Source organism: Mucilaginibacter sp. R-33, from assembly GCF_049949235.1.
In the GTDB taxonomy this organism is placed as follows: domain Bacteria; phylum Bacteroidota; class Bacteroidia; order Sphingobacteriales; family Sphingobacteriaceae; genus Mucilaginibacter.
Genome location: NZ_CP188089.1, coordinates 6,197,305 through 6,217,580, shown reverse-complemented (window position 1 = coordinate 6,217,580; position 20,276 = coordinate 6,197,305). Strand labels below are relative to the sequence as shown.

Genomic DNA, 20,276 nt, shown 5'->3' with positions numbered 1-20,276 from the left:
AAATTATGTAATTTTGACTTTGAAGCCTAATTATATTAAATATAACTTGGAACTTTATAGCTGAACATGCGCAACTATACATTTATCTGCCTGATAACCGGGATACTTTTTTTGTTAACCTCCTGCTCAAGCAAACAATATCAATATCTTTTTGAACAAAAGAATAATGTTACTGATACCATATCAAAAGCAAGCGATGTCGCAATAAGCCCGTACCGCATTAAAACACAGGACATACTGCAGATCAGGAACCTGCAAAGCATAAAATATATAGTAGATGAAGCGCCTTCCACTAATGCGGGAGGAGGGGGAGGAGGAGGCACTGCCGGACAAACGTTCCAGGTTGAAGACGACGGCACTGTTGCGCTGCCTGTTATTGGCCATGTAAAAGTTGCAGGCCTTACCAGGCCAGAAGCAGCAAAACAAATTGAGGGGCTTTACCGTACAAACCTGTTGAAAGACCCCATCATTGAACTAAAGATAATTAACCTAAAGGTTACCATGCTTGGCGAAATAAAAGGGCAGGGAAATTATACGTTAACAAAAGACAGGACCACTTTAGTTGAAATGATTGGAGAAGCAGGAGGCCTGACAGATAAGGCTAATGAAGCAAATGTAAAAATAATAAGAGGCGATCAAAAAAATCCCCAGGTTACTGAAATTAACCTGAGGGATATCCAATCAATAAATGATCCCCGTGCTATACTTCAAAGTGGAGATGTTATTTATATAGCACAAAACAAGCGCACCGTACGCAATGATAAATTGCAAAACCTTTCAGTAATAACGCAGCCGGTTTTACTGTTGCTTAATACTGCCTTAATTATTTTTACGCTTTCTCATCGGTAAATGGAAGAGTTAGAAAAAGTACAAAGAAAGCTGCCCAACCAGGAAATTGACTATTTTAAGATCGGCAAAATACTCCTCAGCCGCTGGTACTGGATATTGGCATCCGTTGTTATTACATCAGCTATCTCGTACACTTATTTATGGTATACACCTAAAACATATGCTACCGGGGGGACGCTTAAGGTAGAAGAAAAAAAATCAGAGATTTCTGACATTATCAGTGTAATGACCACGCCCGAACGCGGCCCGTCAAAAATTCAGAGTATAACTTCAGTATTAACCAGCCGTAGCCTCATCCTAACAGCAATAAAAGACCTCGACTATCGTATCAGCTTTTATATCTCGGGCAGGGTACGTACCTCCGAAACCTATCCGCAAAAGCCTCTCGGTATTACTCTGGTAAAGTTTGATAGCCTTAATTTTTTCCATAGCCTGATAACTTTTAAGCCGATCAGTGCTCAAAATTTCAATCTTACCTATAGCATAAACGGTAAGGAGATTCAAAACAACTACAAATACGGCGATATTGTAACCATTGGCAATACCAGTTTCAGAATTAAATACCCGGGGTTAATTCCATCCAAAACAATTTATTTATTTAAGTTCAATATCCCCGAAGATTTTATCGGCCGGGTACAGGGTAATTTATATGCTGGCGAAACAGCAAAAAACTCAAACATAATTGCCATTCAGCAAACAGATTCCAATCCGCAGTTTGCAGCAGATGTACTTAATGCGATCATGAACAATTATGTGATTTTTGACCGGAACCAAAAGGCGCAGTCAGCTTCACAAATGATCGATTTTATTGACAGTCAGCTGGATTATCTGTCGACTGAAGTAAAAGGCTCTGAAAACTCGATAGAAAAATACAGGAAAAAATCCAAGATCCTTGACGTTACATCCGCATCAACTACTTCTGTAACCAAGGCAACCGAGCTTGAATCAAACAAATCGTTACTAAAAATACAATTAATAGCACTCGACCAGCTTAGCAGCGAAATAGCCAAGGAAAAAAACAATGTAACATTAAACTTTAATGTAGGCAGCGCTAATCTACCCTCGTTAGAAGTTATGGTAAACCGCCTGGACAACCTGATTACAGAACGGGCAAGTTTATTAACTACCTATAATGCCGATTCGCAGCCTATTCAAAACATTAACCAAAGCATTATCCAAATTAAAACCACCGCTTTAAACAATATAAAACAGATCCGGGCTGGCATTGAAAAAAACATTCAATATCTTGATAATCAACTTGGCCAGGTTAACTCAACTATAGCGGCACTGCCTGCCGCCCAGCGTGATATGGTAAGCCTACAGCGTGATTTTGATATTAATGATAAAGTATACTCTTTTCTGTCCGAAAAAAAACTTGAAGCGCAGATCAACCGTGCCGGGATTTTGCCAGGCGCAACTATTATTGAGCTGGCTCAGCCAAACTTTAATCCGGTTTCGCCCAATGAACATAATATCCACCGTACTGCTACTATATTAGGACTGGCTATAGGCCTGGGGCTTATCATTCTCATCAGGATATTAAACCCCTATATTTATGATAAGGAAACCATTGAAAGTCTAACCAGCATACCTATCCTGGGCGTTATCCGAAAATTTCCGTATGCCCTTGACGAAAGCAGCGAACAGATCCTTGCTGTTAGCAAACCCAAATCAATTTTTGCCGAATCGGTCCGTTCTGTACGTACTAACCTTAGTTTCCTTTCGTCAGAAAAAGCAAGCAAAGTTATTTGTATAACCTCCGAAGTAGCCGGCGAAGGCAAATCATTTGTTGCCGTAAATTTGTCAAGCACGCTTTCACTTATTGATAAAAAAGTGATATTAATAGGAGCAGATTTACGGCGTTCAAGGCTACATAAAACTTTTCATGTGGCAAATGATATTGGCTTGACCAATTACCTTGCCCACCAAACTGAAATTGATGATATCATTCATCACTCTGAACAGGAAAACCTTGATTTTATAGTGTCGGGGCCCGTACCGCCTAACCCATCAGAGCTATTACACAGCAAAAGGATGAACGCTTTAATTGAAACACTTAAAACAATGTATGATATAGTGCTGATTGATACCGCTCCGATTGGACTGGTATCAGATGCTATCCCGCTTATCAGGATAAGTGATATCAATGTTTTTGTGATCCGGTCGGGCAAATCAAAATATTATGCCGCAACTGTGCCACAGCGCATAGCGCAGGAATATCACCTGGATAATACCGTGATAATTTTAAATGCGTTCGAAGAAGATTTGCTTCATTCAAGATATTACACCACCAAGTTTACCGGCGAAAATGCAGGCACACGATATTATTATTATTCAGATTACAGCGGCTACGAAGGCTCGGGCTATTATCTTGATGATGAAAAGAAAAAATGGTGGAATTTAAAACGATGGTTTAAATAAGCTTGTTTATCTAAAAAGATTGTTACTAAAATCAATATGGCAGTAAACAAATGGTACCCGGTTTACACCAACCCACGAGCCGAAAAAAAGGCATATGAAGCATTAATGAGCAAAGGCATTAATGTTTACCTGCCCCTGCACCGTCAGCTTAAACAATGGAGCGACCGCAGAAAATGGGTTGAGGAACCATTTTTAAAATCATACCTGTTTGTAAATATCGCTGAACAAGACCAGGCCGAAGTGTTAATGACCAAAGGCATTGCGCGGTTCCTTTATTTTTCGGGCAAGCCTGCTGTTATGCCTGATAAGCAGATCCATGAACTTAAATTACTCTTGGCAAGTCCATATGAACTGGAGGTAACAGAAGAAGACCTGCAACCGGGCGAGAAGATTATCATCCGGGCAGGTGCGCTAAAGGGCATGACAGGCGAAGTTGTATCACGCAGATCGCAAAAACAACTGATATTACGCCTGGAAAGTATTGGTTATTCCATTATCGTTAATGTTGCTGCATCGCTCATTGAGCGGTTTTAAAATAGAAGGAATTGTTTTGGACAACAGATAATATTTCATTATTTGCGCCGAAAATTCAATAAATAAACAGCTTGTGCCTTGAAACACAAGTGACTAATAGTTAATTAGTTATAAGATACAAATGTAACTTACGGGGCGAAGCTATGAAATTTAATGAACAATGTGCCGTATAGCAGGTATCGTTTCTGAAAAAATATCCCAAGACGAGATCAGGAACAGCATAAAATTAATGTGCCGTGCGTTACAGCATGGCGGGCCGGATGATGAGGGCGTATTTGAAGATGAAAAAGCCTGCCTTGTTTTCGGCCACCGCAGGTTATCAATTATTGACCTTGGCAGCAACGGGCATCAGCCTATGGCAGATGTGGGCCAAAATGCCTGGATCACCTTCAATGGCGAAATTTACAACTATCCTGAATTAAAACAGGAATTGCTGAGATCGGGAGCACAATTTAAATCAGGCACTGATACCGAAGTTATCCTCCAGGCCTATCTTAATTGGGGCACTGCAGCTTTTGAAAGGTTCAGAGGCATGTTTGCTTTTGCCTTGTATGATGTTGGCAAAGCCCTTACCTACCTTGTACGTGACACCACCGGTATAAAACCGCTATATTATTCGACTGTAAACAACGGGCTTTTTTTTGCATCTGAAGTACGGGCATTTAAACAATCGGGACTGAATATCGAAAAAGATCCAGACTGGCCAATAAGGCTATTGGCATTTGGCCATATTCCTGAACCCTATACCACATTAAAAAATGTATTTAGCTTGCCCAAAGGACATTTTTTATGTTGGGATCACCGGAGTGCAGATTATACTTTAAGCAAATATCACGTTGATGGTTTGCAAGATATAATAACTGATAAAAACGAAGCCCATCGGATAATCTACAATGCACTTAGCATGGGCGTGAAAAGGCAATTGATTGCCGATGCACCCATAGGTGTATTTTTGAGCGGGGGGATTGATTCAAGCCTGCTCACAATGCTGGCCAATCAGCAAAAAAAAGAGCAACTTAAAACCATTTCTATATTTTTTGATGAAAAAAGTTATGATGAACGGAGCTATCAAAACATCATCAACAATAAAATAAACGGCCAAAACTTTTCACACCTGGTAAAACAATCAGATTTTGAAGCGTTTTTTTTGCAAATCATAAGTGCTATGGATATGCCTACCACCGATGGCATTAACAGCTGGTTTATAAGCAAATATGCCCATGACGATGGTTTGAAGGCCGTATTATCAGGTGTGGGCGCCGATGAGCTTTTTGGAGGTTATCCCTCATTTAACCGCATAAAATATCTTGGCTATCTGCGTAAACTGCCATCATGGATGTTAAAAATATCCGGTCATTTTTTGCCTGATCATTATAAGAGATTGGCATTCCTCGCTGTTAACCATCCCGTAGCTGATTACCTAGCTTTGCGTGGATTGTTTTCATTGGCTGATGTTTCTGCTTTACTGGATACAAGCATTGATCATATTAATGATGTGTTGTTCGGCACAGCTTTGCCGCCAGCACCACACGGATATAATAAGGAGCACGCAGAATGGTTTGAAACGCATTTCTATATGCAAAACCAATTGCTTAGGGATACCGACATAATGAGCATGAACCATGGACTTGAAGTCAGGGTCCCGTTTTTGGATGAAGATTTTAACCGTGCAGCCCGAAATATCGCACCAGGCATCAGATTTAATAAGCACCAGCCGAAAAAACTTCTTATTGAAAGTTTCGACAACCTTATTCCGCCTGAAGTTTGGAACAGGCCTAAAATGGGTTTCACATTCCCCTTACAAAAATGGATGAAGGGGCACCAGCTAATTAGCGATACTGATAATTACAAAGGGAAAGCGGCACAAAATGTTATAAAACAGTTTAAAAACGATGCCGTCCATTGGTCAAAAGCTTTTGCCTTGTACCAGGTTCAAAATGATGGCTAAAAATGTAATTCTTTTTACTTTACAAACATTTAGCACTACCGGTGGCATCCAGAAAATGACGCGCACACTTGGTCATTCCTTGCATCGTGCGGCCCTAAAAAACAATTGGAATTTTAAGCTTTGGTCGGCCTATGATAAGCAGGATGACCTGATGACGCAATATCTGCCTTCTGCAAATTTCAAAGGATTTGGCGTACACCGGGCAAGTTTTGTTTTAGAAACCATCGGCCATTCCGCAAAGCCCCATGTTGCTATATTAAGTCATATTAACCTGGCTATCATTGGTCTGGTAATTAAACTGATTAATCCTAAATGCCGGTTATGGCTTGTAGCACACGGTATTGAGGTTTGGCGTCCGCTTTCGTTTTTAAAGCGCGTGATGCTTAAACATTGCGACAGCGTAATTTGTGTAAGCAATTATACCAAACAGCAAATGATAAAACGGCATAACCTCAATGCAGATAAATGTATTGTGCTGAATAATGCCGTTGACCCTTTTATGCATTTGCCCGAGACCTTCGCGAAGCCCCAAAAACTGTTACGGCGTTATGGTTTAAATAACGATGATTTTATCATATTTTCGTTAACCCGCATGGCATCTACCGAGCTATACAAAGGATATGACCAGGTGATTAATGTGCTGGGCAGCCTTAAGTCAAAATTCCCGCAAATAAAATATATACTTTCGGGCAAATATGATGATCACGAATATATCCGTATAAAAGAATTAATTGCGGAGCATGATGTAAGTGAACAGGTAATTTTAACCGGGTTTATTGATGAAGCCGAACTTACCGACCATTTCCTGCTGGCCGACCTGTTTGTTTTACCAAGCAAAAAGGAGGGCTTTGGTATTGTATTTATTGAAGCCCTTGCATGCGGCTTACCTGTTATTTGCGGCAATGCCGATGGTAGTATTGATGCCATCCGGAACGGCGAATTGGGAGAAGCCATTGATCCGGACGACCTTACCGAACTTAACAGGGCAATAACAAAACATTTGCAAAAACACTTAGCTGCTGATACCCGCAAAAGCTTACAGAAAAAATGTATAAGTCATTTTAACGAGCACGATTATATGACCAAACTTGAGCAGCTAATAAATGACTGATTTGCATCCGGAAAAGTGGGACATCGAAATAAATGCCAAAGGCAGCCTGCTCGACCTTAAGCTTAAAGAGGTGTGGCATTATCGTGACCTGCTTGTGCTACTCGTTAGGCGCGATTTTATTTCCTTTTATAAGCAAACCATTTTGGGCCCGATATGGTTTTTTGTTCAGCCGGTTATTACTATCCTGTTTTATACCCTGATATTTGGCAATTTGGCCGGTATCCCGGTTGATGGCCTGCCCAAGCCCCTCTTTTACCTGGCCGGCACCATCATTTGGAACTATTTTGCCGATTGCCTGAACAAAACGTCAACTGTTTTTAAAGATAATGCCGGTATACTTGGCAAGGTATATTTTCCAAGACTTATTATGCCCTTAAGTATTGTGCTTTCAAACTTGATCCGTTTCGCGGTTCAGTTCCTACTTTTCATAATCCTGTACATCATATTTATCTTAAAGGGCGAACATATTGTTCCCAATATAGTAGCCTTGCTGCTGCCATTACTCATTATCATGATAGCATCACTTGGTTTAGGCTTAGGTATGATCATATCAGCTGTTACCACAAAATACAGGGATATAGCGTTTATCGTGGCCTTTGGCGTACCACTTTTAATGTATGCAACAACTGTTATATACCCTTTATCGGTGGCACAGGCTAAATATCCTAAATACAGCTGGCTTATTAAGTTTAACCCCATTACAGCCATAATTGAAACGTTCAGATACGGCTGTTTAGGCAAGGGCAGCTTTAACTGGGAGCTGTTAACTTACAGCATTATCAGCACTGTTTTAATACTGTTGGCAGGTATAGTAATATTTAATAAGGTTGAAAAAACTTTTGTTGATACCGTATAAATGAGCAGGGCAATAAAAGTTGAAAACTTATCAAAAGCCTATCAATTAGGCGATTTTGGCACGGGCACTATCTCCCGCGACCTGGAGCGCTTTTGGGCACGTCTGCGGGGTAAGGAAGATCCTTTTTTAAAAATAGGCGAAGTGAATGATCGTACCATCAAAGGCGAAAGTGATGTGGTATGGAGCTTGAACGATATTAATTTTGAAGTTGAACAGGGCGATGCTGTTGGCATTGTAGGCCGCAACGGAGCGGGTAAAAGTACCCTGCTTAAAATTTTAAGCCGTGTTACCTCTCCTACCACCGGCTCAATAAAACTAAGAGGCCGGATAGCCAGTTTACTTGAAGTGGGCACAGGTTTCCACCCGGAACTGAGCGGACGGGAAAATATTTATCTCAATGGGGCCATCCTGGGGATGCGCAAGGCCGAGATCAAACAGAAGTTTGATGAGATCGTGAGTTTCTCGGGGGTTGAAAGGTATATCGATACGCCGGTTAAGCGTTACTCGTCGGGAATGTATGTACGGTTGGCCTTTGCGGTGGCTGCGCACCTTGAAAGCGAAATTTTGATAGTAGATGAAGTACTAGCAGTTGGCGATGCCGAGTTTCAGAAAAAATGCCTCGGTAAAATGGGACAGGTAAGCATGAACGAAGGGCGCACGGTTTTGTTTGTAAGCCACAACATGGCCGCTGTGAAAACATTATGTAACCGGGGCATTGTGCTTGCAAACGGGCAGCTGATATATGACAACAAACAGCTCGAAGCAGTTAACTTTTATCAAACTAATAACAATACCCGGTCAACGTTTGAACACCAGGGCGATTTGAGCTCGGCACCAGGGAATGAAAATATAAGAGTGCTTAAATTTGTCATCCGACCGCTTACCGGCGACAGCATCGCCATTTCGACAGGCGTTAGCTTTGAGATGATCTTTTTTAATCAAAAAACGGGCATTAATCTCGATGCAACGTTTGAGTTAAAAAATAGCGACGAAATCCCAGTATTTCATAACGGCGTACTTATATCAACCGATAATGATTCAAAAACCGGGTTTTATACAGTTAAGTGTACTATCCCGCCTAACCTGTTGAATGCTGGCAATTATTCATTCAAGTTAATTTTTGGCGAAAATCAACGTTACCAACTATTTGGTGCTGATGATTTTATCGGGTTTGAGGTTGAAAACGAAAGTAAAGGAAGTAACAGCGCTTTAGCTCCGGGTGTAATTCATCCCAAACTTGATTTTAATATTAGTTACCAGGCATAACAGCATATGGAAACCCCGCACATCATACAATTGCCCAAGCTTTTAGACGATCGGGGGAACCTTTCTTTCATTGAAGAAAACAACCATATCCCCTTTAAAATTGAGCGTACCTATTGGATTTATGATGTACCCGGCGGCGAACGGCGGGGCGGTCACGCTTATTTACACCTGCAGGAATTTATTGTCGCTATTAGTGGCAGCTTCGACGTTGTGCTTCATGATGGCGCAAAGGAAATGCGATATAGCCTTAACCGTTCATATTACGGGCTGTATGTACCAAAAATGATGTGGCGCGAAATCGAAAATTTCTCGACCAATTCGTTGGCCCTGATCCTTACCAACGGCAAATACGATGTAAACGAGTATATCAGGGACTTTGATCAATTTATAAACAGCAAACATGGAAGGTAAATCGTCAACTGTTTTTGACTGTAACATCATCCACCTTAACCGAATCCACAACCGCGCAGGTAATATTACACCTGTTGAAAACAATATCCATATTCCGTTTGCTGTTAAACGGGTATATTATTTATATGATATCCCGGGCGGCGAATCACGCGCGGCGCACGGACATAAGGAGCTTGAACAATTTATCGTAGCAGCCAGTGGCAGCTTTGATATCACTATTGACGACGGTATCAACAAAAAAACGGTACAGTTAAACCGCCCGTACATAGGGTTGCATGTCCAGCCTGGCATCTGGCGCGATATTTCAAATTTTTCGTCGGGGGCTATTTGCCTTGTATTAGCTTCCATGTTGTATACAGAGGCCGATTATCTAAGAGAGTACAAACAGTTTAAAAATTACAAATCATTATAAGTGGAGTCTCCTTTTTATAAATTTGACCTAATGTTTAGATTGGTTGAGGAAAGCGATGCCGAATTTATTTTAAGTTTAAGAACTGACCCGGTACACGCCCGGTACCTGACACATACCGACAATAATTTGCAAAAGCAAATTAAATGGATCAGGACATATAAAAAGCGGGAAAAAAAACGGCAGGAATATTACTTTTTATTTTCTGACCATAACCATCAGCCACTCGGAGTTATAAGATTGTATAACATAACGGCTGATACCTACACCAGTGGCAGCTGGATTGTAAAACCCGGATGCGACGAATTTGTAAGCATAAAATCAGATCTGTTTATTTCTGAATTTGCAGCCAGTGAATTAAAAAATAAAAGATGTGTATTTGATGTAAGGAAAGACAATAAAAAAGTGTTGCGGTTTCATAAAATGTTTGCAAAAATAACAGGTGAAGATGAGCTCAACTATTATTTTACAATAGATGAAGAGAGCGCTAAACAAAAGATCAAATTTTTAACAAGCATAATACAACCTAATATTTAAGCTATGAATATTGAAAAATTTGTAAGGGAATTTGCTGATCAGTTTGATGACTTAGATACAAGTGCTTTTGCTGCCGAAACATTATTTAAAGAGAACGATGAGTGGAGCTCCATGACAGCACTTTCAGTAATTGCCATGGTAGATGACGTTTACGCAGTCAGACTAACAGGCGATGACATCCGCAACTCAAAAGTTATTCAGGACATCTACGATATTGTATTGAAAAAATCAAATTCGTAAACCCAAGCACTGACGTTAATATCCTATGGATAACCCTTTCTCTTTAAAAGGTAAAAAAATTTTGGTTACCGGCGCCTCATCAGGTATAGGCAGGCAAATTGCTATAAGCGTTTCAGGAATGGGAGCCGAAACTTTTATTACCGGCAGAAACGAGCAAAGACTGTCAAACGTTTTTAACTTGCTGGAGGTACCCGGCACACAATATGCTGCCGATCTTGATATTGAGAAGGAACAGGACAGCCTGATTGAGTTAATGCCGAATTTAGATGGCGTCGTGCTATCTGCCGGGATTGTAAAAACTTTGCCTTTTAAATTTATAAACAGGAAAGACTTGGATTCGATCTTCGAAACAAATTTTTTCTCACCCGCTATTTTGATCAATAAGTTGTTAAAAACTAAAAAGCTAAACAAAAATGGATCGGTAGTATTTATATCATCCATTGCCGGCAACTTTGTTGGAACCGTTGGTAACGCGATGTACAGTGCCTCAAAAGGCGCCATAAATGCTATGCAAAAGGTATTAGCTATTGAACTTTCCGCCCAAAGGATCAGGGTCAATAATATCTCTCCGGGCATGATAAAAACCGAACTCATCTACGACCCCATATTTACAGAGGAGCAGCTGAAAGACGATGAAAAAAAATACCCCTTAGGATTTGGCGAACCAATTGATGTTGCCAACGCGGTTATTTACCTGTTATCTGATGCCAGTAAGTGGGTAACCGGAAGCACCCTGATAATAGACGGGGGATTCACCATACAGTAAATGCAGGCCTTTATAAAAGCTATTTCATACCACTTACCTCAAAATCAGCTTACCAATGCTGATCTTTCGGCCCTGTTTCCCGAATGGGGAGTAGAGAAGATAGCCAACAAAATAGGTATCAGCACCCGTCACATTGCCGCCGAGGATGAGTTTGCGTCAGATATGGCGATAGCCGCGGCACAAAAACTTTTTTCCTCGCATAACATCAATCCAACTGAAATAGATTTTATATTATACTGCACCCAAAGCCCAGACTATTTTTTGCCTTCAACAGCCTGTATCATACAGGATAAGCTGGGTATCCCGGTTAAAGCAGGCGCACTTGATTTTAACCTGGGCTGTTCGGGCTACGTGTACGGCCTTGCTTTAGCCAAGGGCCTTATAGCGGCAGGCATAGCCACCAATATCTTGCTGCTCACGGCCGAAACCTATTCAAAATTCGTACATCCTAAAGACAAGGGAAACCGTACCATTTTTGGTGATGCCGCCGCCGCTACCCTCATCAGCACCGAAGGCTTTGCAGCCATAGGCGACTTTGAATTAGGTACGGATGGTAAGGGTGCTGAAAATCTGATGGTAAAGCAGGGAGCCATCCGTTACCCTGAAAAAAGTGTCGATACCGTACATGATGACTATGGGAATGAGCAATCACCAGGAAATTTATATATGAATGGGCCCGAAATATTTGCTTTTACATCTAAAGAGATTCCTGCTTTAATAACAGATACCCTAAAAAAAAACCGTGTGCGCAAAGACGAAATCGGGCAGTTTATCCTGCACCAGGCCAACCGGTACATGCTGGAGCACCTGCGTAAAAAGATGGATATAGCTTCCGAAAACTTTTATATCTATATGGCCGCTATTGGTAACACGGTATCATCATCGGTACCCATTGCACTTGATGAAGCCATGAAAGAAAAACAGGTTACTCCGCAAACAAGATGGCTTTTGGCCGGCTTTGGTGTTGGCTACTCATGGGCTGGAACCGTAATAACATTTATATAAAAGCAAAAAGCCTAAGGCTCAAAGTTGAACCCGATGAATATTCCGTTTTTATCTTTAACCAGTCAGAATAATTTAGTTGAAGCAGAGATTCGCGCGGCGTTTGAGCGTGTTTTTCAAAATAAATGGTACATACTTGGTAAAGAAGTAAGCGATTTCGAAAATGCTTACGCTGCCTTCAATAACGTACAACACTGCATTGGGGTAGGCAACGGACTTGATGCCCTGTGCATTGCGCTACGGGTGCTTGAAGTTGGTGAAGGCGATGAAGTCATCGTACCTTCAAATACCTTTATAGCCACCTGGCTCGCCATATCGCAGGTAAGGGCTACCATTGTACCGGTTGAGCCCGATAAGGATACTTATAATTTAGACCCGCGTTTGATTGAGGCAGTCATCACCCCAAAAACAAAAGTGATCATACCCGTACACCTTTACGGGCAAGCCTGCCAAATGGAGGCTATTATGCAGATAGCCCATAAGCATAATCTTTTTGTGATAGAAGATAACGCACAGGCGCAGGGCAGCACATACAACAACAAGCTTACCGGCAGCTTCGGCCACATTAACGCTACCAGTTTTTATCCAACAAAAAACCTGGGCGCGTATGGCGATGCAGGGGCTTTAACCACCAACGATACCGGCCTCGCACAAAAAGCAAACCTGCTGCGTAATTATGGCTCCGAAAGAAAATATTACAATGAGGTTATCGGTGTAAACTCAAGGCTTGATGAACTGCAGGCTGCTTTTCTTTCGGTAAAGTTGAAATATCTGAATGGATGGGCAACTGAACGGCAGACCATAGCTTCTGCCTATACCCGTCAACTTAACGGAATCGACGGCCTTATCTTACCAGCCACCGCCTCAGGATCATCACATGTATACCATTTATATGTAATCCGTACTGCAAAACGAAATGAGCTGGAGCAACATTTAAACAACAATGGAATAGGCACCGGGATCCATTATCCTGTACCTGCCCATTTACAAAAAGCGTATGAGTACCTCGGTTACCAAAAAGGTGACTTCCCGATAGCTGAGGGATTGGCAAAAACCTGCCTGAGCCTTCCGCTGAATCCGGGTATGGACGACGAGGAAATTGAGTATACATGCAAAATCATCCGCCGGTTTTATGAATAAGGTTTTAATAGTTGGCAATAAGCTAAGCATAGGCGGTGCCGAAAAATTACTGGTTGAACTGGCTGTATTTGCTAAAAAAAACAATATGCAGCCAATAGTGCTCATCCTTGATAATTACGATTATGAGTATTACGACGAAATATTAAAAAATAAAGATATTGAAGTGGTACACACCCGTATCAGGCATATCAAACATTTGAGGGCGCCACGTAAAATGATACGTTCAGTTTGGTGGGTTATCAAACTTAAGTATTTTGCGCAGAAATATTTTAAGAGTGTGCATACCATTGGTTTGTACAATGTGGAGAAGGTTTATGATACTATCATTCACCCCAATCGCTTTTTTTGGAATGTAAACAACAGCATTCAATACTTTAACATGGAATACACCTACAGCCAGGGTATCTTCAGCAACAGCAGTGATACCATTGTTAATATCAATAAATACCAGGAAACTGAACTTTACCAGCAATACGGTGAAGCGATAAAAGCAAAAATGGTTCTTTCAAAATTGTTCACCAATGATTAGGATTAATTTGGTTGCCCGCATTGCCGGCGATAAAAATTCATTTCTTGACCTGGTTTATGTTGCCCATAAACTCAAACAAAGCAACATTGAAGATTTCATGATAACTTTTATCGGTGTTATCGATAATGTATCTATATACCAGAATATCACGCGCATGGCCGAACTGCTTGGTGTTGCTAATAAAATTGACTTCACCAGGAAATCTATCCCTATGGCAAATTTGCCCGATGATATTAAAAATGGGTATTTTTTCAATTTTACAGTAGGTAGTTTCATGGGGTATTCATCAGTTGATAGTATTAATCTTGGGTTTAAAACCATATTCTGCAATGCCGATAATCGCCTGAAAAATGAGCTGTATCCTTATTGTAATGTTTGCCCTGATCTTAACTCGGCCATTAATTTTATCACGCTTATTCATGAAGATGCTGCGGCTGTTGACAAACAAATTGTAGTTAATAACCAGCTTATGAAAGCTTCATTTTTATTGAATACGTACGAAGCCTCATTGCTACGATCATTAATGAAACCCGGTGAATAAACAGGAAAATTCTGGAATTTCAGTTTTAGTATGTTGTTATAACGGTGCCGGTCGCCTGCCCGAAACACTCCGTCATCTCGCATTACAGGCAGTTCCACATGATCTTAATTGGGAAATCATTGTAATCAACAACGCCTCAACAGATGACACGCTTAAGGTTGCTAATACCGAATGGCAGCAATATAATATCAGCAATACAGGTTTTAAGGTTTTAAACGAGGAAAAGCCAGGGAAAAACTTTGCCTTCAAAACCGGGATGGCCAATGCCGAATATGATTACATTTTAACTTGTGACGATGACAACTGGCTTTCTGCCGATTATATTGCAACAGCCTATTCAATTATGCAGGCTGATAATAAAATAGGTGCGCTTGGAGGTTATGCTATTTTTGAACCCGAGCAGCCTTTTAATACCGAGCTGAATAATCTAACCGGATACTTTGTACATGGCCCTCAAACATGGGTTGAAAGTCAGCATTGGGTTTACGGTGCAGGATCAATTTATAAAAAGGCTGTTATTGTTAACCTGTTTGACAATGGCTGGCAACAAATTACTTCGGGCCGCACTGGTACCAGTTTAATTTGCGGCGAAGATGTTGAAATTTGCCTGGCAATATATTTAAGCGGATACAAAGTAATTGCAAATGATGATCTGAAGTTTAAACATTTTGCACCCCTTAAAAGACAAACTATAAGTTATATTACCAACCTTTCGTATTGGCTTGGCTATTCAGAGTTTTTACTCAACAGTTATTTTACAATTTTGAGCAATGACCAACGCAATTTGCAAATCGTATTCACAAAATGGATGTTCAGGTTAGGATTATCATTAAGCAAACAACGATTAAGATTATTTTATCAAAAACTGTCGGGAAAACCGGTTGATTTAAACCAGCAGCTGGCTTTGCAATCAAGGCTTGGTATCTTTAACTCGCTAAGGCAAAACATGTTTAAGGTGCTTGCACATCACAAAAAACTTAAAGCAATGCTGGTGCAAACTGCAGCTTCAAACCCAAATAAAACTTATCAGCCTGTATCCTGACTAAATGAGCGCTAAGTTGGCCCCTATTATATTATTTATTTACAACAGGCCTTTACATACGCGCAATACATTGGAAGCCCTTGCCAAAAATGAACATGCCAAACAATCAGATCTGTTTGTATTTGCGGATGGCGCCAAACCCAAGGCAACTCCCGGTGAACTGCAGAAAGTAACCGAAACCCGGGCGGTGATCGGCGAAAAGCAATGGTGCAAAAAAGTGCAACTGATTGCCCGCGAAAAAAACATGAACCTGGAGGATAATGTTATTGATGGCATTACTGAAATTATCAGCAAATATGGCAGGGCAATTATACTGGAGGATGACCTTATCACTTCTCCATATTTTTTAAAGTACTGTAATGAAGCACTCGAAGTTTACGCTGATGATAAACGGGTGTTCTCCATTAACGGGTTCATGCACAATATTGATTCCTATACTGAACCCGATACTTTTTTATGCCCCCTCGCTACAAGCTCATGGGGATGGGCAACCTGGGCCGATAGATGGAGCAAGCTGGAGATAAACCCAGAACAGATCAATATCATAGCCGGCAACCCCTTTTTAACCAATCGTTTCAATTTTGCAGGTGTCGACTATTCCCACATGTTAAAAAATATGAACACATGGGATATAAGGTGGTATTATACAGCTTTTATTAATAACGCCTTGGGCCTTTTCCCTACCCGTTCACTGATAAAGAATATAGGCTTTGATAACAGCGGTACCCATGTTGGAAACGAAAATTTAAACCAGGAGCTTTATTTATCGCCAATACCGGTTGTGCAGCAAGTCTCCATCAATATGACATATTATGCTAATCTGCTTAATTACTTTGCTCCTGTTCCGCGCCCATCTGTTATAAAAAGAATTGGGTTAAGGTTAAAAAAGATATTATTGAACCGCTAATGAAAGGGATAATAAAAAATTTACTGGTACGGCTTATTAATTTAACCAATATGCCGCATTATATTGAGCAGGTTAAACAGGATAAAAAGCTCAAACACATCAATGCTTCCATAACTAATAATGGCGGTCTGTTTTACCATGAAGCCGAAATTTCAAATCTTACTAATGATAAAAGTAAACTTATCATCGGCAACAATACCCATTGCCGCGCTGAGCTATTTGTTTATCCTTATGCTCGCAAGTTACAAATAGGCAGTGATTGTTACATTGGCAAAAATACTATTATCCGTGCTGGCGATGAACTTATCATCGGTGACAATGTACTTATATCACATAATGTAACTATTATGGATACCGATAGCCATGAAATTGATAACGGGGAGCGTGCAGCATCATTTAAAAAATTGACTCAATATGGCCACCCTGCCAAAATTGGCAATGTAAAGATTAAGCCTGTTTACATTCATGATCATGTTTGGATAAGTTATAATTGCTGTATTTTAAAAGGCGTTACCATTGGCAAAGGCGCTATTGTTGCAGCAGGCTCGGTAGTTACCAAGGACGTTGAACCATTTACCATGGTTGCCGGCAACCCGGCACAATTCATAAAAGCATTACCACAGCAATGAAAATACTTGTCATAGGCTCCAAAGGATTTATCGGTTCGGCCTGTTACAACTATTTTAAAAATCAGCCAGGCTATGAAGTTTATGGCGCTGATGTGGTGGTAGAATATGACGATCCCAACTACTTTTTAATTGATGCTATCAACGCCGATTTTAAGAAGGTATTTCATAAGCAACAGTTCAATTGGTGTATTAACTGTGCAGGGGCTGCGTCAGTGCCCGAATCATTCAATAACCCTGAGCGCGATTATCTGCTAAACGTTCATCACGTCGTGAGCATCCTCAATGCCATAAAAGAAGGTAATGGCAATTGCAAGCTCATCCAGTTGTCGAGCGCGGCAGTTTACGGCAATCCGCAAATGCTACCTATTACAGAGTCCCATACGCTTAATCCGCTTTCACCTTATGGTGTACATAAAAGACAAGCCGAAGAGCTCTGCCAGCTATATCACGATCATTTTAGCTTAAATGTTCATATCTTCCGTGTGTTTTCGGCATATGGAGCCGGTTTGAAAAAGCAGCTGTTTTGGGATCTTTACAAAAAATCGCAGACTCAAACAAATATCACATTGTTCGGTACCGGTAACGAAACACGCGAATTTATTCATGTTACCGATATTGTAAATGCCACGAACCTGTTTATCAATGCCGACAAGCCCGGGTTCAGCATTACAAACATTGCTAATAATAATACCATCACTATAACAACAGCAGCCGAAACTTTCTTGAGATATATAGGCTTTAGCGGCGGTTTGTCATTTACAGGCACCAACCGCGTTGGCGATCCGCTATACTGGCAAGCCGATAACAGCCGCCTAATTAGCCTGGGCTACCAACAAAAAGTAAATTTTGACGATGGTATTAATACCTATTGTAAATGGCTAAAAGGAAAAGAATAGGACTAAGCTACACCTATAACGAAAACTGGATCGGCGGCACTTACTACATCGAAAACCTGGTGAATGCGTTAAACGCCCTTAATGATGAGGAAAAGCCGCATATTGTTTTACTTACTGATAGTTACGAAAGCTTCAGGGCTGCGCAGCAAAAATTCAACTATCCTTATATCAGCTTTCAGCTTGGTTCGGGTGAAGCAAACAAAGGTTTCCAATTACTAAACAGGATAACAAACCGGCTGTTTAAAATCCGTCTGTTTAGCCAGAAAATTAAAGCCCTTGATGCTGTTTTTCCTTATTATAAAAGTGAGCAACAATCGGCTGCTAAAAAGAAAATATATTGGGTAGCTGATTTCCAGGAACATTTTGCCCCTGAATTTTTCAGTAAAGACGATATTGCCTCGCGCCTGCAAAACCAGCAGGAAATTCAAGCCTCGGCCGGGCATTTAATTGTGAGCAGCAATACTGCGCTCGGACATTTCAAATCCATTTTCCCTCAGCATACGGTTAACGTAAACGTTCTGCCTTTCGCAGTAGCGCATCCTCCGTATCAGGATATTAACATCAAATTACTGCTTGAAAAATATCAGTTGTCCGCACGTTATTTTATCTGCCCTAACCAGTTCTGGAAACATAAAAATCAGCTGGTAGTTTTAAAAGCAGTTAAAGAACTAAAGGCGAAAGGCATTGAAATTACTGTAGCTTTTACCGGTAATACCACCGACTACCGAAACCCACATTATTTTACAGAGATGAAAGCGTTTGTTGAAGACAATAACATCGGTAACAACATTAAATTCCTGGGTTTTATCGACCGGCGTGATCAGCTTCAATTGATGAATAATGCCATCGCCATTATACAGCCATCATTGTTTGAAGGCTGGAGCACTGTTGTGGAGGATGCTAAGCTAATGAATAAATTTTTACTGGTTTCGGATATTGAGATCCACAGGGAGCAGTTGGTTAGCAGTTCGGCACACTTTTTTGATCCATATAATGTTAACCAGTTAGCGCAACTGCTTCAGCAGTTCAGTGAACATCAAACCTCTCCCCTGCTCTTTGAAAACAACACTTATCATGAAAGCGTTAAAAAATTTGGCCGAACATTTCTACAGATAATTGGCTGACCAAAACATGAACCTTCCCGATCTTCAGTCATACCGTTCAAACTTTATCAATAAAGGCGTTCAATTGCCCCTGCCCATAGTAGCCGGTACCGAAAACGGATTATTGCACCAGTTACCCCTACCTCCGTCCGGCAAAACCGGATGGCCCTGGGACGAGCAGGTTGCACAAACGGTTTATGATAATAAAATAAGCTGGCCTAAGCTTACCATCGTAACCCCGTCATATAACCAGGCCTGTTTTCTGGAGCAAACCATCAGAGCTGTGCTTCTGCAAAACTATCCCAACCTGGAGTATATCATCATCGACGGCGGCAGCACCGATCAATCCAAACAGATTATTGAAAAGTATGCCCCATGGCTTAGCTATTATCAAAGCGAAAAAGATAATGGCCAAAGCAATGCCATTAATCAGGGGTTCAGTCTTTCATCGGGCCGGTACCACGCCTGGATTAATAGTGATGATTACTATCTTAAAGGCGTTTTCCATAAGGTGTTAAATAAATTTATGAGCACCAATGCAGATTTTATATACGGTTACGGGAACGACTACAATGTGGTATCCGGCAAAACAACCACAACGCGGGTGTTGCCTTTTATTGATTATTTTATCAAGATTCCGAGCCTTGTGCAGCCCTCCACTTTTTGGAGTGCCTCCATTCATGAACCCGTTTGGGAGGAGCTCCATTGCTCCCTTGATTTTGAATTATGGCTCAGGCTGGTAAAAGGACACAGCAGGGCATTGATCAAAGAGCCGCTTTCCGTTGCCAACGTGCATGACCAGGCCAAAACTCATTCACCAAAAATGAAGGCGCAATGGGAGGCCGATCATCAGAAAATATGGGCGGCAGATGCTCACGGCACTGTTTATGAATGGAAGAAAATTATTTTTTTAAACAGGATTAGGATCAAATTATATAAGGTATTTGGATATTATTCATGATGTTGCTAAAAAGAAGTATAAACAAGATCCGGAGGATCTTATTCCATTTCTTTAACCAAACGTCCCTTCCTTTTAAAAGTAACCGGATTTTAATTGTAAGACTTGATGCTCTTGGCGATTACATTCTTTTCAGAAACTATATAAGATGTATCAAACACGCACCCCAATTTAACGGCTA

At 40.9% G+C, this 20,276-nt stretch carries 22 protein-coding genes; all 22 read left to right on the top strand.

Going from position 1 to position 20,276, the window contains the following annotated elements; translation table 11 throughout:
• Window positions 1-66: 66 nt before the first annotated feature.
• The 22 genes from ACP26M_RS25935 (at window position 67) to ACP26M_RS25830 (ending at window position 20,098) form a co-directional block, all read left to right on the top strand.
• Window positions 67-849, top strand: a complete 783-nt coding sequence (locus ACP26M_RS25935) for a polysaccharide biosynthesis/export family protein (protein WP_426584564.1) — start codon at window positions 67-69, stop codon at window positions 847-849.
• Window positions 850-3,270, top strand: coding sequence for a GumC family protein (locus ACP26M_RS25930; RefSeq protein WP_426584563.1), 2,421 nt, complete (start codon window positions 850-852; stop codon window positions 3,268-3,270). It begins immediately after the preceding gene.
• Window positions 3,271-3,306: 36 nt separating this feature from the next.
• Window positions 3,307-3,804 (top strand): UpxY family transcription antiterminator, encoded by a 498-nt coding sequence (locus tag ACP26M_RS25925; protein ID WP_426584561.1) that lies wholly within the window; start codon window positions 3,307-3,309, stop codon window positions 3,802-3,804.
• Between the two features lie 160 nt (window positions 3,805-3,964).
• Window positions 3,965-5,752, top strand: coding sequence for an asparagine synthase (glutamine-hydrolyzing) (gene asnB / locus ACP26M_RS25920; RefSeq protein WP_426584559.1), 1,788 nt, complete (start codon window positions 3,965-3,967; stop codon window positions 5,750-5,752).
• On the top strand, window positions 5,742-6,863 hold the full coding sequence (locus ACP26M_RS25915; RefSeq protein ID WP_426584557.1) for a glycosyltransferase family 4 protein: 1,122 nt from the start codon (window positions 5,742-5,744) through the stop codon (window positions 6,861-6,863). The genes asnB and ACP26M_RS25915 overlap by 11 nt, the downstream gene beginning before the upstream one ends.
• A complete protein-coding gene (locus tag ACP26M_RS25910; protein WP_426584555.1) occupies window positions 6,856-7,719 on the top strand; it encodes an ABC transporter permease in 864 nt (287 codons plus the stop codon). Before ACP26M_RS25915 ends, ACP26M_RS25910 begins: the two co-directional genes overlap by 8 nt.
• Entirely contained in the window at window positions 7,720-8,985 is a 1,266-nt protein-coding gene (locus ACP26M_RS25905; protein ID WP_426584553.1) for a polysaccharide ABC transporter ATP-binding protein, read from the top strand.
• Between the two features lie 6 nt (window positions 8,986-8,991).
• The gene (locus ACP26M_RS25900) at window positions 8,992-9,396 is read left to right on the top strand and encodes a sugar 3,4-ketoisomerase (protein ID WP_426584551.1); all 405 of its coding nucleotides are present in this window, start codon (window positions 8,992-8,994) and stop codon (window positions 9,394-9,396) included.
• The gene (locus ACP26M_RS25895) at window positions 9,386-9,808 is read left to right on the top strand and encodes a sugar 3,4-ketoisomerase (protein ID WP_426584549.1); all 423 of its coding nucleotides are present in this window, start codon (window positions 9,386-9,388) and stop codon (window positions 9,806-9,808) included. Before ACP26M_RS25900 ends, ACP26M_RS25895 begins: the two co-directional genes overlap by 11 nt.
• Before the next feature lie 30 nt (window positions 9,809-9,838).
• Window positions 9,839-10,342 (top strand): GNAT family N-acetyltransferase, encoded by a 504-nt coding sequence (locus tag ACP26M_RS25890; RefSeq protein WP_426584547.1) that lies wholly within the window; start codon window positions 9,839-9,841, stop codon window positions 10,340-10,342.
• 3 nt (window positions 10,343-10,345) lie between these two features.
• Window positions 10,346-10,582 (top strand): hypothetical protein, encoded by a 237-nt coding sequence (locus ACP26M_RS25885; protein WP_426584545.1) that lies wholly within the window; start codon window positions 10,346-10,348, stop codon window positions 10,580-10,582.
• A gap of 25 nt (window positions 10,583-10,607) precedes the next feature.
• Window positions 10,608-11,348, top strand: coding sequence for an SDR family NAD(P)-dependent oxidoreductase (locus ACP26M_RS25880; RefSeq protein ID WP_426584543.1), 741 nt, complete (start codon window positions 10,608-10,610; stop codon window positions 11,346-11,348).
• Window positions 11,349-12,353, top strand: coding sequence for a ketoacyl-ACP synthase III (locus tag ACP26M_RS25875; protein WP_426584541.1), 1,005 nt, complete (start codon window positions 11,349-11,351; stop codon window positions 12,351-12,353).
• Between the two features lie 33 nt (window positions 12,354-12,386).
• Window positions 12,387-13,490: a DegT/DnrJ/EryC1/StrS family aminotransferase gene (locus ACP26M_RS25870; protein ID WP_426584539.1), complete on the top strand. Its 1,104-nt coding sequence runs from the start codon at window positions 12,387-12,389 to the stop codon at window positions 13,488-13,490.
• Complete coding sequence (locus ACP26M_RS25865) at window positions 13,483-14,019, top strand: hypothetical protein (protein WP_426584537.1); 537 nt, start codon at window positions 13,483-13,485, stop codon at window positions 14,017-14,019. Before ACP26M_RS25870 ends, ACP26M_RS25865 begins: the two co-directional genes overlap by 8 nt.
• A complete protein-coding gene (locus ACP26M_RS25860; protein WP_426584535.1) occupies window positions 14,012-14,560 on the top strand; it encodes a hypothetical protein in 549 nt (182 codons plus the stop codon). Before ACP26M_RS25865 ends, ACP26M_RS25860 begins: the two co-directional genes overlap by 8 nt.
• Window positions 14,553-15,602, top strand: a complete 1,050-nt coding sequence (locus ACP26M_RS25855; protein WP_426584533.1) for a glycosyltransferase family 2 protein — start codon at window positions 14,553-14,555, stop codon at window positions 15,600-15,602. The genes ACP26M_RS25860 and ACP26M_RS25855 overlap by 8 nt, the downstream gene beginning before the upstream one ends.
• A gap of 4 nt (window positions 15,603-15,606) precedes the next feature.
• Window positions 15,607-16,509: a sugar transferase gene (locus ACP26M_RS25850; RefSeq protein ID WP_426584531.1), complete on the top strand. Its 903-nt coding sequence runs from the start codon at window positions 15,607-15,609 to the stop codon at window positions 16,507-16,509.
• Window positions 16,509-17,138 carry an acyltransferase gene (locus tag ACP26M_RS25845; protein WP_426584529.1) on the top strand — a complete coding sequence of 210 codons (630 nt, stop codon included), beginning with the start codon at window positions 16,509-16,511 and terminating at the stop codon, window positions 17,136-17,138. The genes ACP26M_RS25850 and ACP26M_RS25845 overlap by 1 nt, the downstream gene beginning before the upstream one ends.
• Entirely contained in the window at window positions 17,135-18,034 is a 900-nt protein-coding gene (locus ACP26M_RS25840) for an NAD-dependent epimerase/dehydratase family protein (RefSeq protein ID WP_426584527.1), read from the top strand. The genes ACP26M_RS25845 and ACP26M_RS25840 overlap by 4 nt, the downstream gene beginning before the upstream one ends.
• Complete coding sequence (locus ACP26M_RS25835; protein WP_426584525.1) at window positions 18,013-19,158, top strand: glycosyltransferase; 1,146 nt, start codon at window positions 18,013-18,015, stop codon at window positions 19,156-19,158. Before ACP26M_RS25840 ends, ACP26M_RS25835 begins: the two co-directional genes overlap by 22 nt.
• Complete coding sequence (locus ACP26M_RS25830; RefSeq protein ID WP_426584523.1) at window positions 19,151-20,098, top strand: glycosyltransferase family 2 protein; 948 nt, start codon at window positions 19,151-19,153, stop codon at window positions 20,096-20,098. The genes ACP26M_RS25835 and ACP26M_RS25830 overlap by 8 nt, the downstream gene beginning before the upstream one ends.
• Window positions 20,099-20,276 lie beyond the last annotated feature (178 nt).

Coding starts and splice junctions, on each gene's coding strand:
- ACP26M_RS25860 (WP_426584535.1), top strand. CDS start 14,012: ATGATTAGGATTAATTTGGTTGCCCGCATTGCCGGCGATAAAAATTCA.
- ACP26M_RS25870 (WP_426584539.1), top strand. CDS start 12,387: ATGAATATTCCGTTTTTATCTTTAACCAGTCAGAATAATTTAGTTGAA.
- ACP26M_RS25930 (WP_426584563.1), top strand. CDS start 850: ATGGAAGAGTTAGAAAAAGTACAAAGAAAGCTGCCCAACCAGGAAATT.
- ACP26M_RS25910 (WP_426584555.1), top strand. CDS start 6,856: ATGACTGATTTGCATCCGGAAAAGTGGGACATCGAAATAAATGCCAAA.
- ACP26M_RS25900 (WP_426584551.1), top strand. CDS start 8,992: ATGGAAACCCCGCACATCATACAATTGCCCAAGCTTTTAGACGATCGG.
- ACP26M_RS25875 (WP_426584541.1), top strand. CDS start 11,349: ATGCAGGCCTTTATAAAAGCTATTTCATACCACTTACCTCAAAATCAG.
- ACP26M_RS25935 (WP_426584564.1), top strand. CDS start 67: ATGCGCAACTATACATTTATCTGCCTGATAACCGGGATACTTTTTTTG.
- ACP26M_RS25925 (WP_426584561.1), top strand. CDS start 3,307: ATGGCAGTAAACAAATGGTACCCGGTTTACACCAACCCACGAGCCGAA.
- ACP26M_RS25840 (WP_426584527.1), top strand. CDS start 17,135: ATGAAAATACTTGTCATAGGCTCCAAAGGATTTATCGGTTCGGCCTGT.
- ACP26M_RS25895 (WP_426584549.1), top strand. CDS start 9,386: ATGGAAGGTAAATCGTCAACTGTTTTTGACTGTAACATCATCCACCTT.
- asnB (WP_426584559.1), top strand. CDS start 3,965: ATGTGCCGTATAGCAGGTATCGTTTCTGAAAAAATATCCCAAGACGAG.
- ACP26M_RS25915 (WP_426584557.1), top strand. CDS start 5,742: ATGATGGCTAAAAATGTAATTCTTTTTACTTTACAAACATTTAGCACT.
- ACP26M_RS25835 (WP_426584525.1), top strand. CDS start 18,013: ATGGCTAAAAGGAAAAGAATAGGACTAAGCTACACCTATAACGAAAAC.
- ACP26M_RS25845 (WP_426584529.1), top strand. CDS start 16,509: ATGAAAGGGATAATAAAAAATTTACTGGTACGGCTTATTAATTTAACC.
- ACP26M_RS25905 (WP_426584553.1), top strand. CDS start 7,720: ATGAGCAGGGCAATAAAAGTTGAAAACTTATCAAAAGCCTATCAATTA.
- ACP26M_RS25850 (WP_426584531.1), top strand. CDS start 15,607: ATGAGCGCTAAGTTGGCCCCTATTATATTATTTATTTACAACAGGCCT.
- ACP26M_RS25865 (WP_426584537.1), top strand. CDS start 13,483: ATGAATAAGGTTTTAATAGTTGGCAATAAGCTAAGCATAGGCGGTGCC.
- ACP26M_RS25880 (WP_426584543.1), top strand. CDS start 10,608: ATGGATAACCCTTTCTCTTTAAAAGGTAAAAAAATTTTGGTTACCGGC.
- ACP26M_RS25890 (WP_426584547.1), top strand. CDS start 9,839: ATGTTTAGATTGGTTGAGGAAAGCGATGCCGAATTTATTTTAAGTTTA.
- ACP26M_RS25885 (WP_426584545.1), top strand. CDS start 10,346: ATGAATATTGAAAAATTTGTAAGGGAATTTGCTGATCAGTTTGATGAC.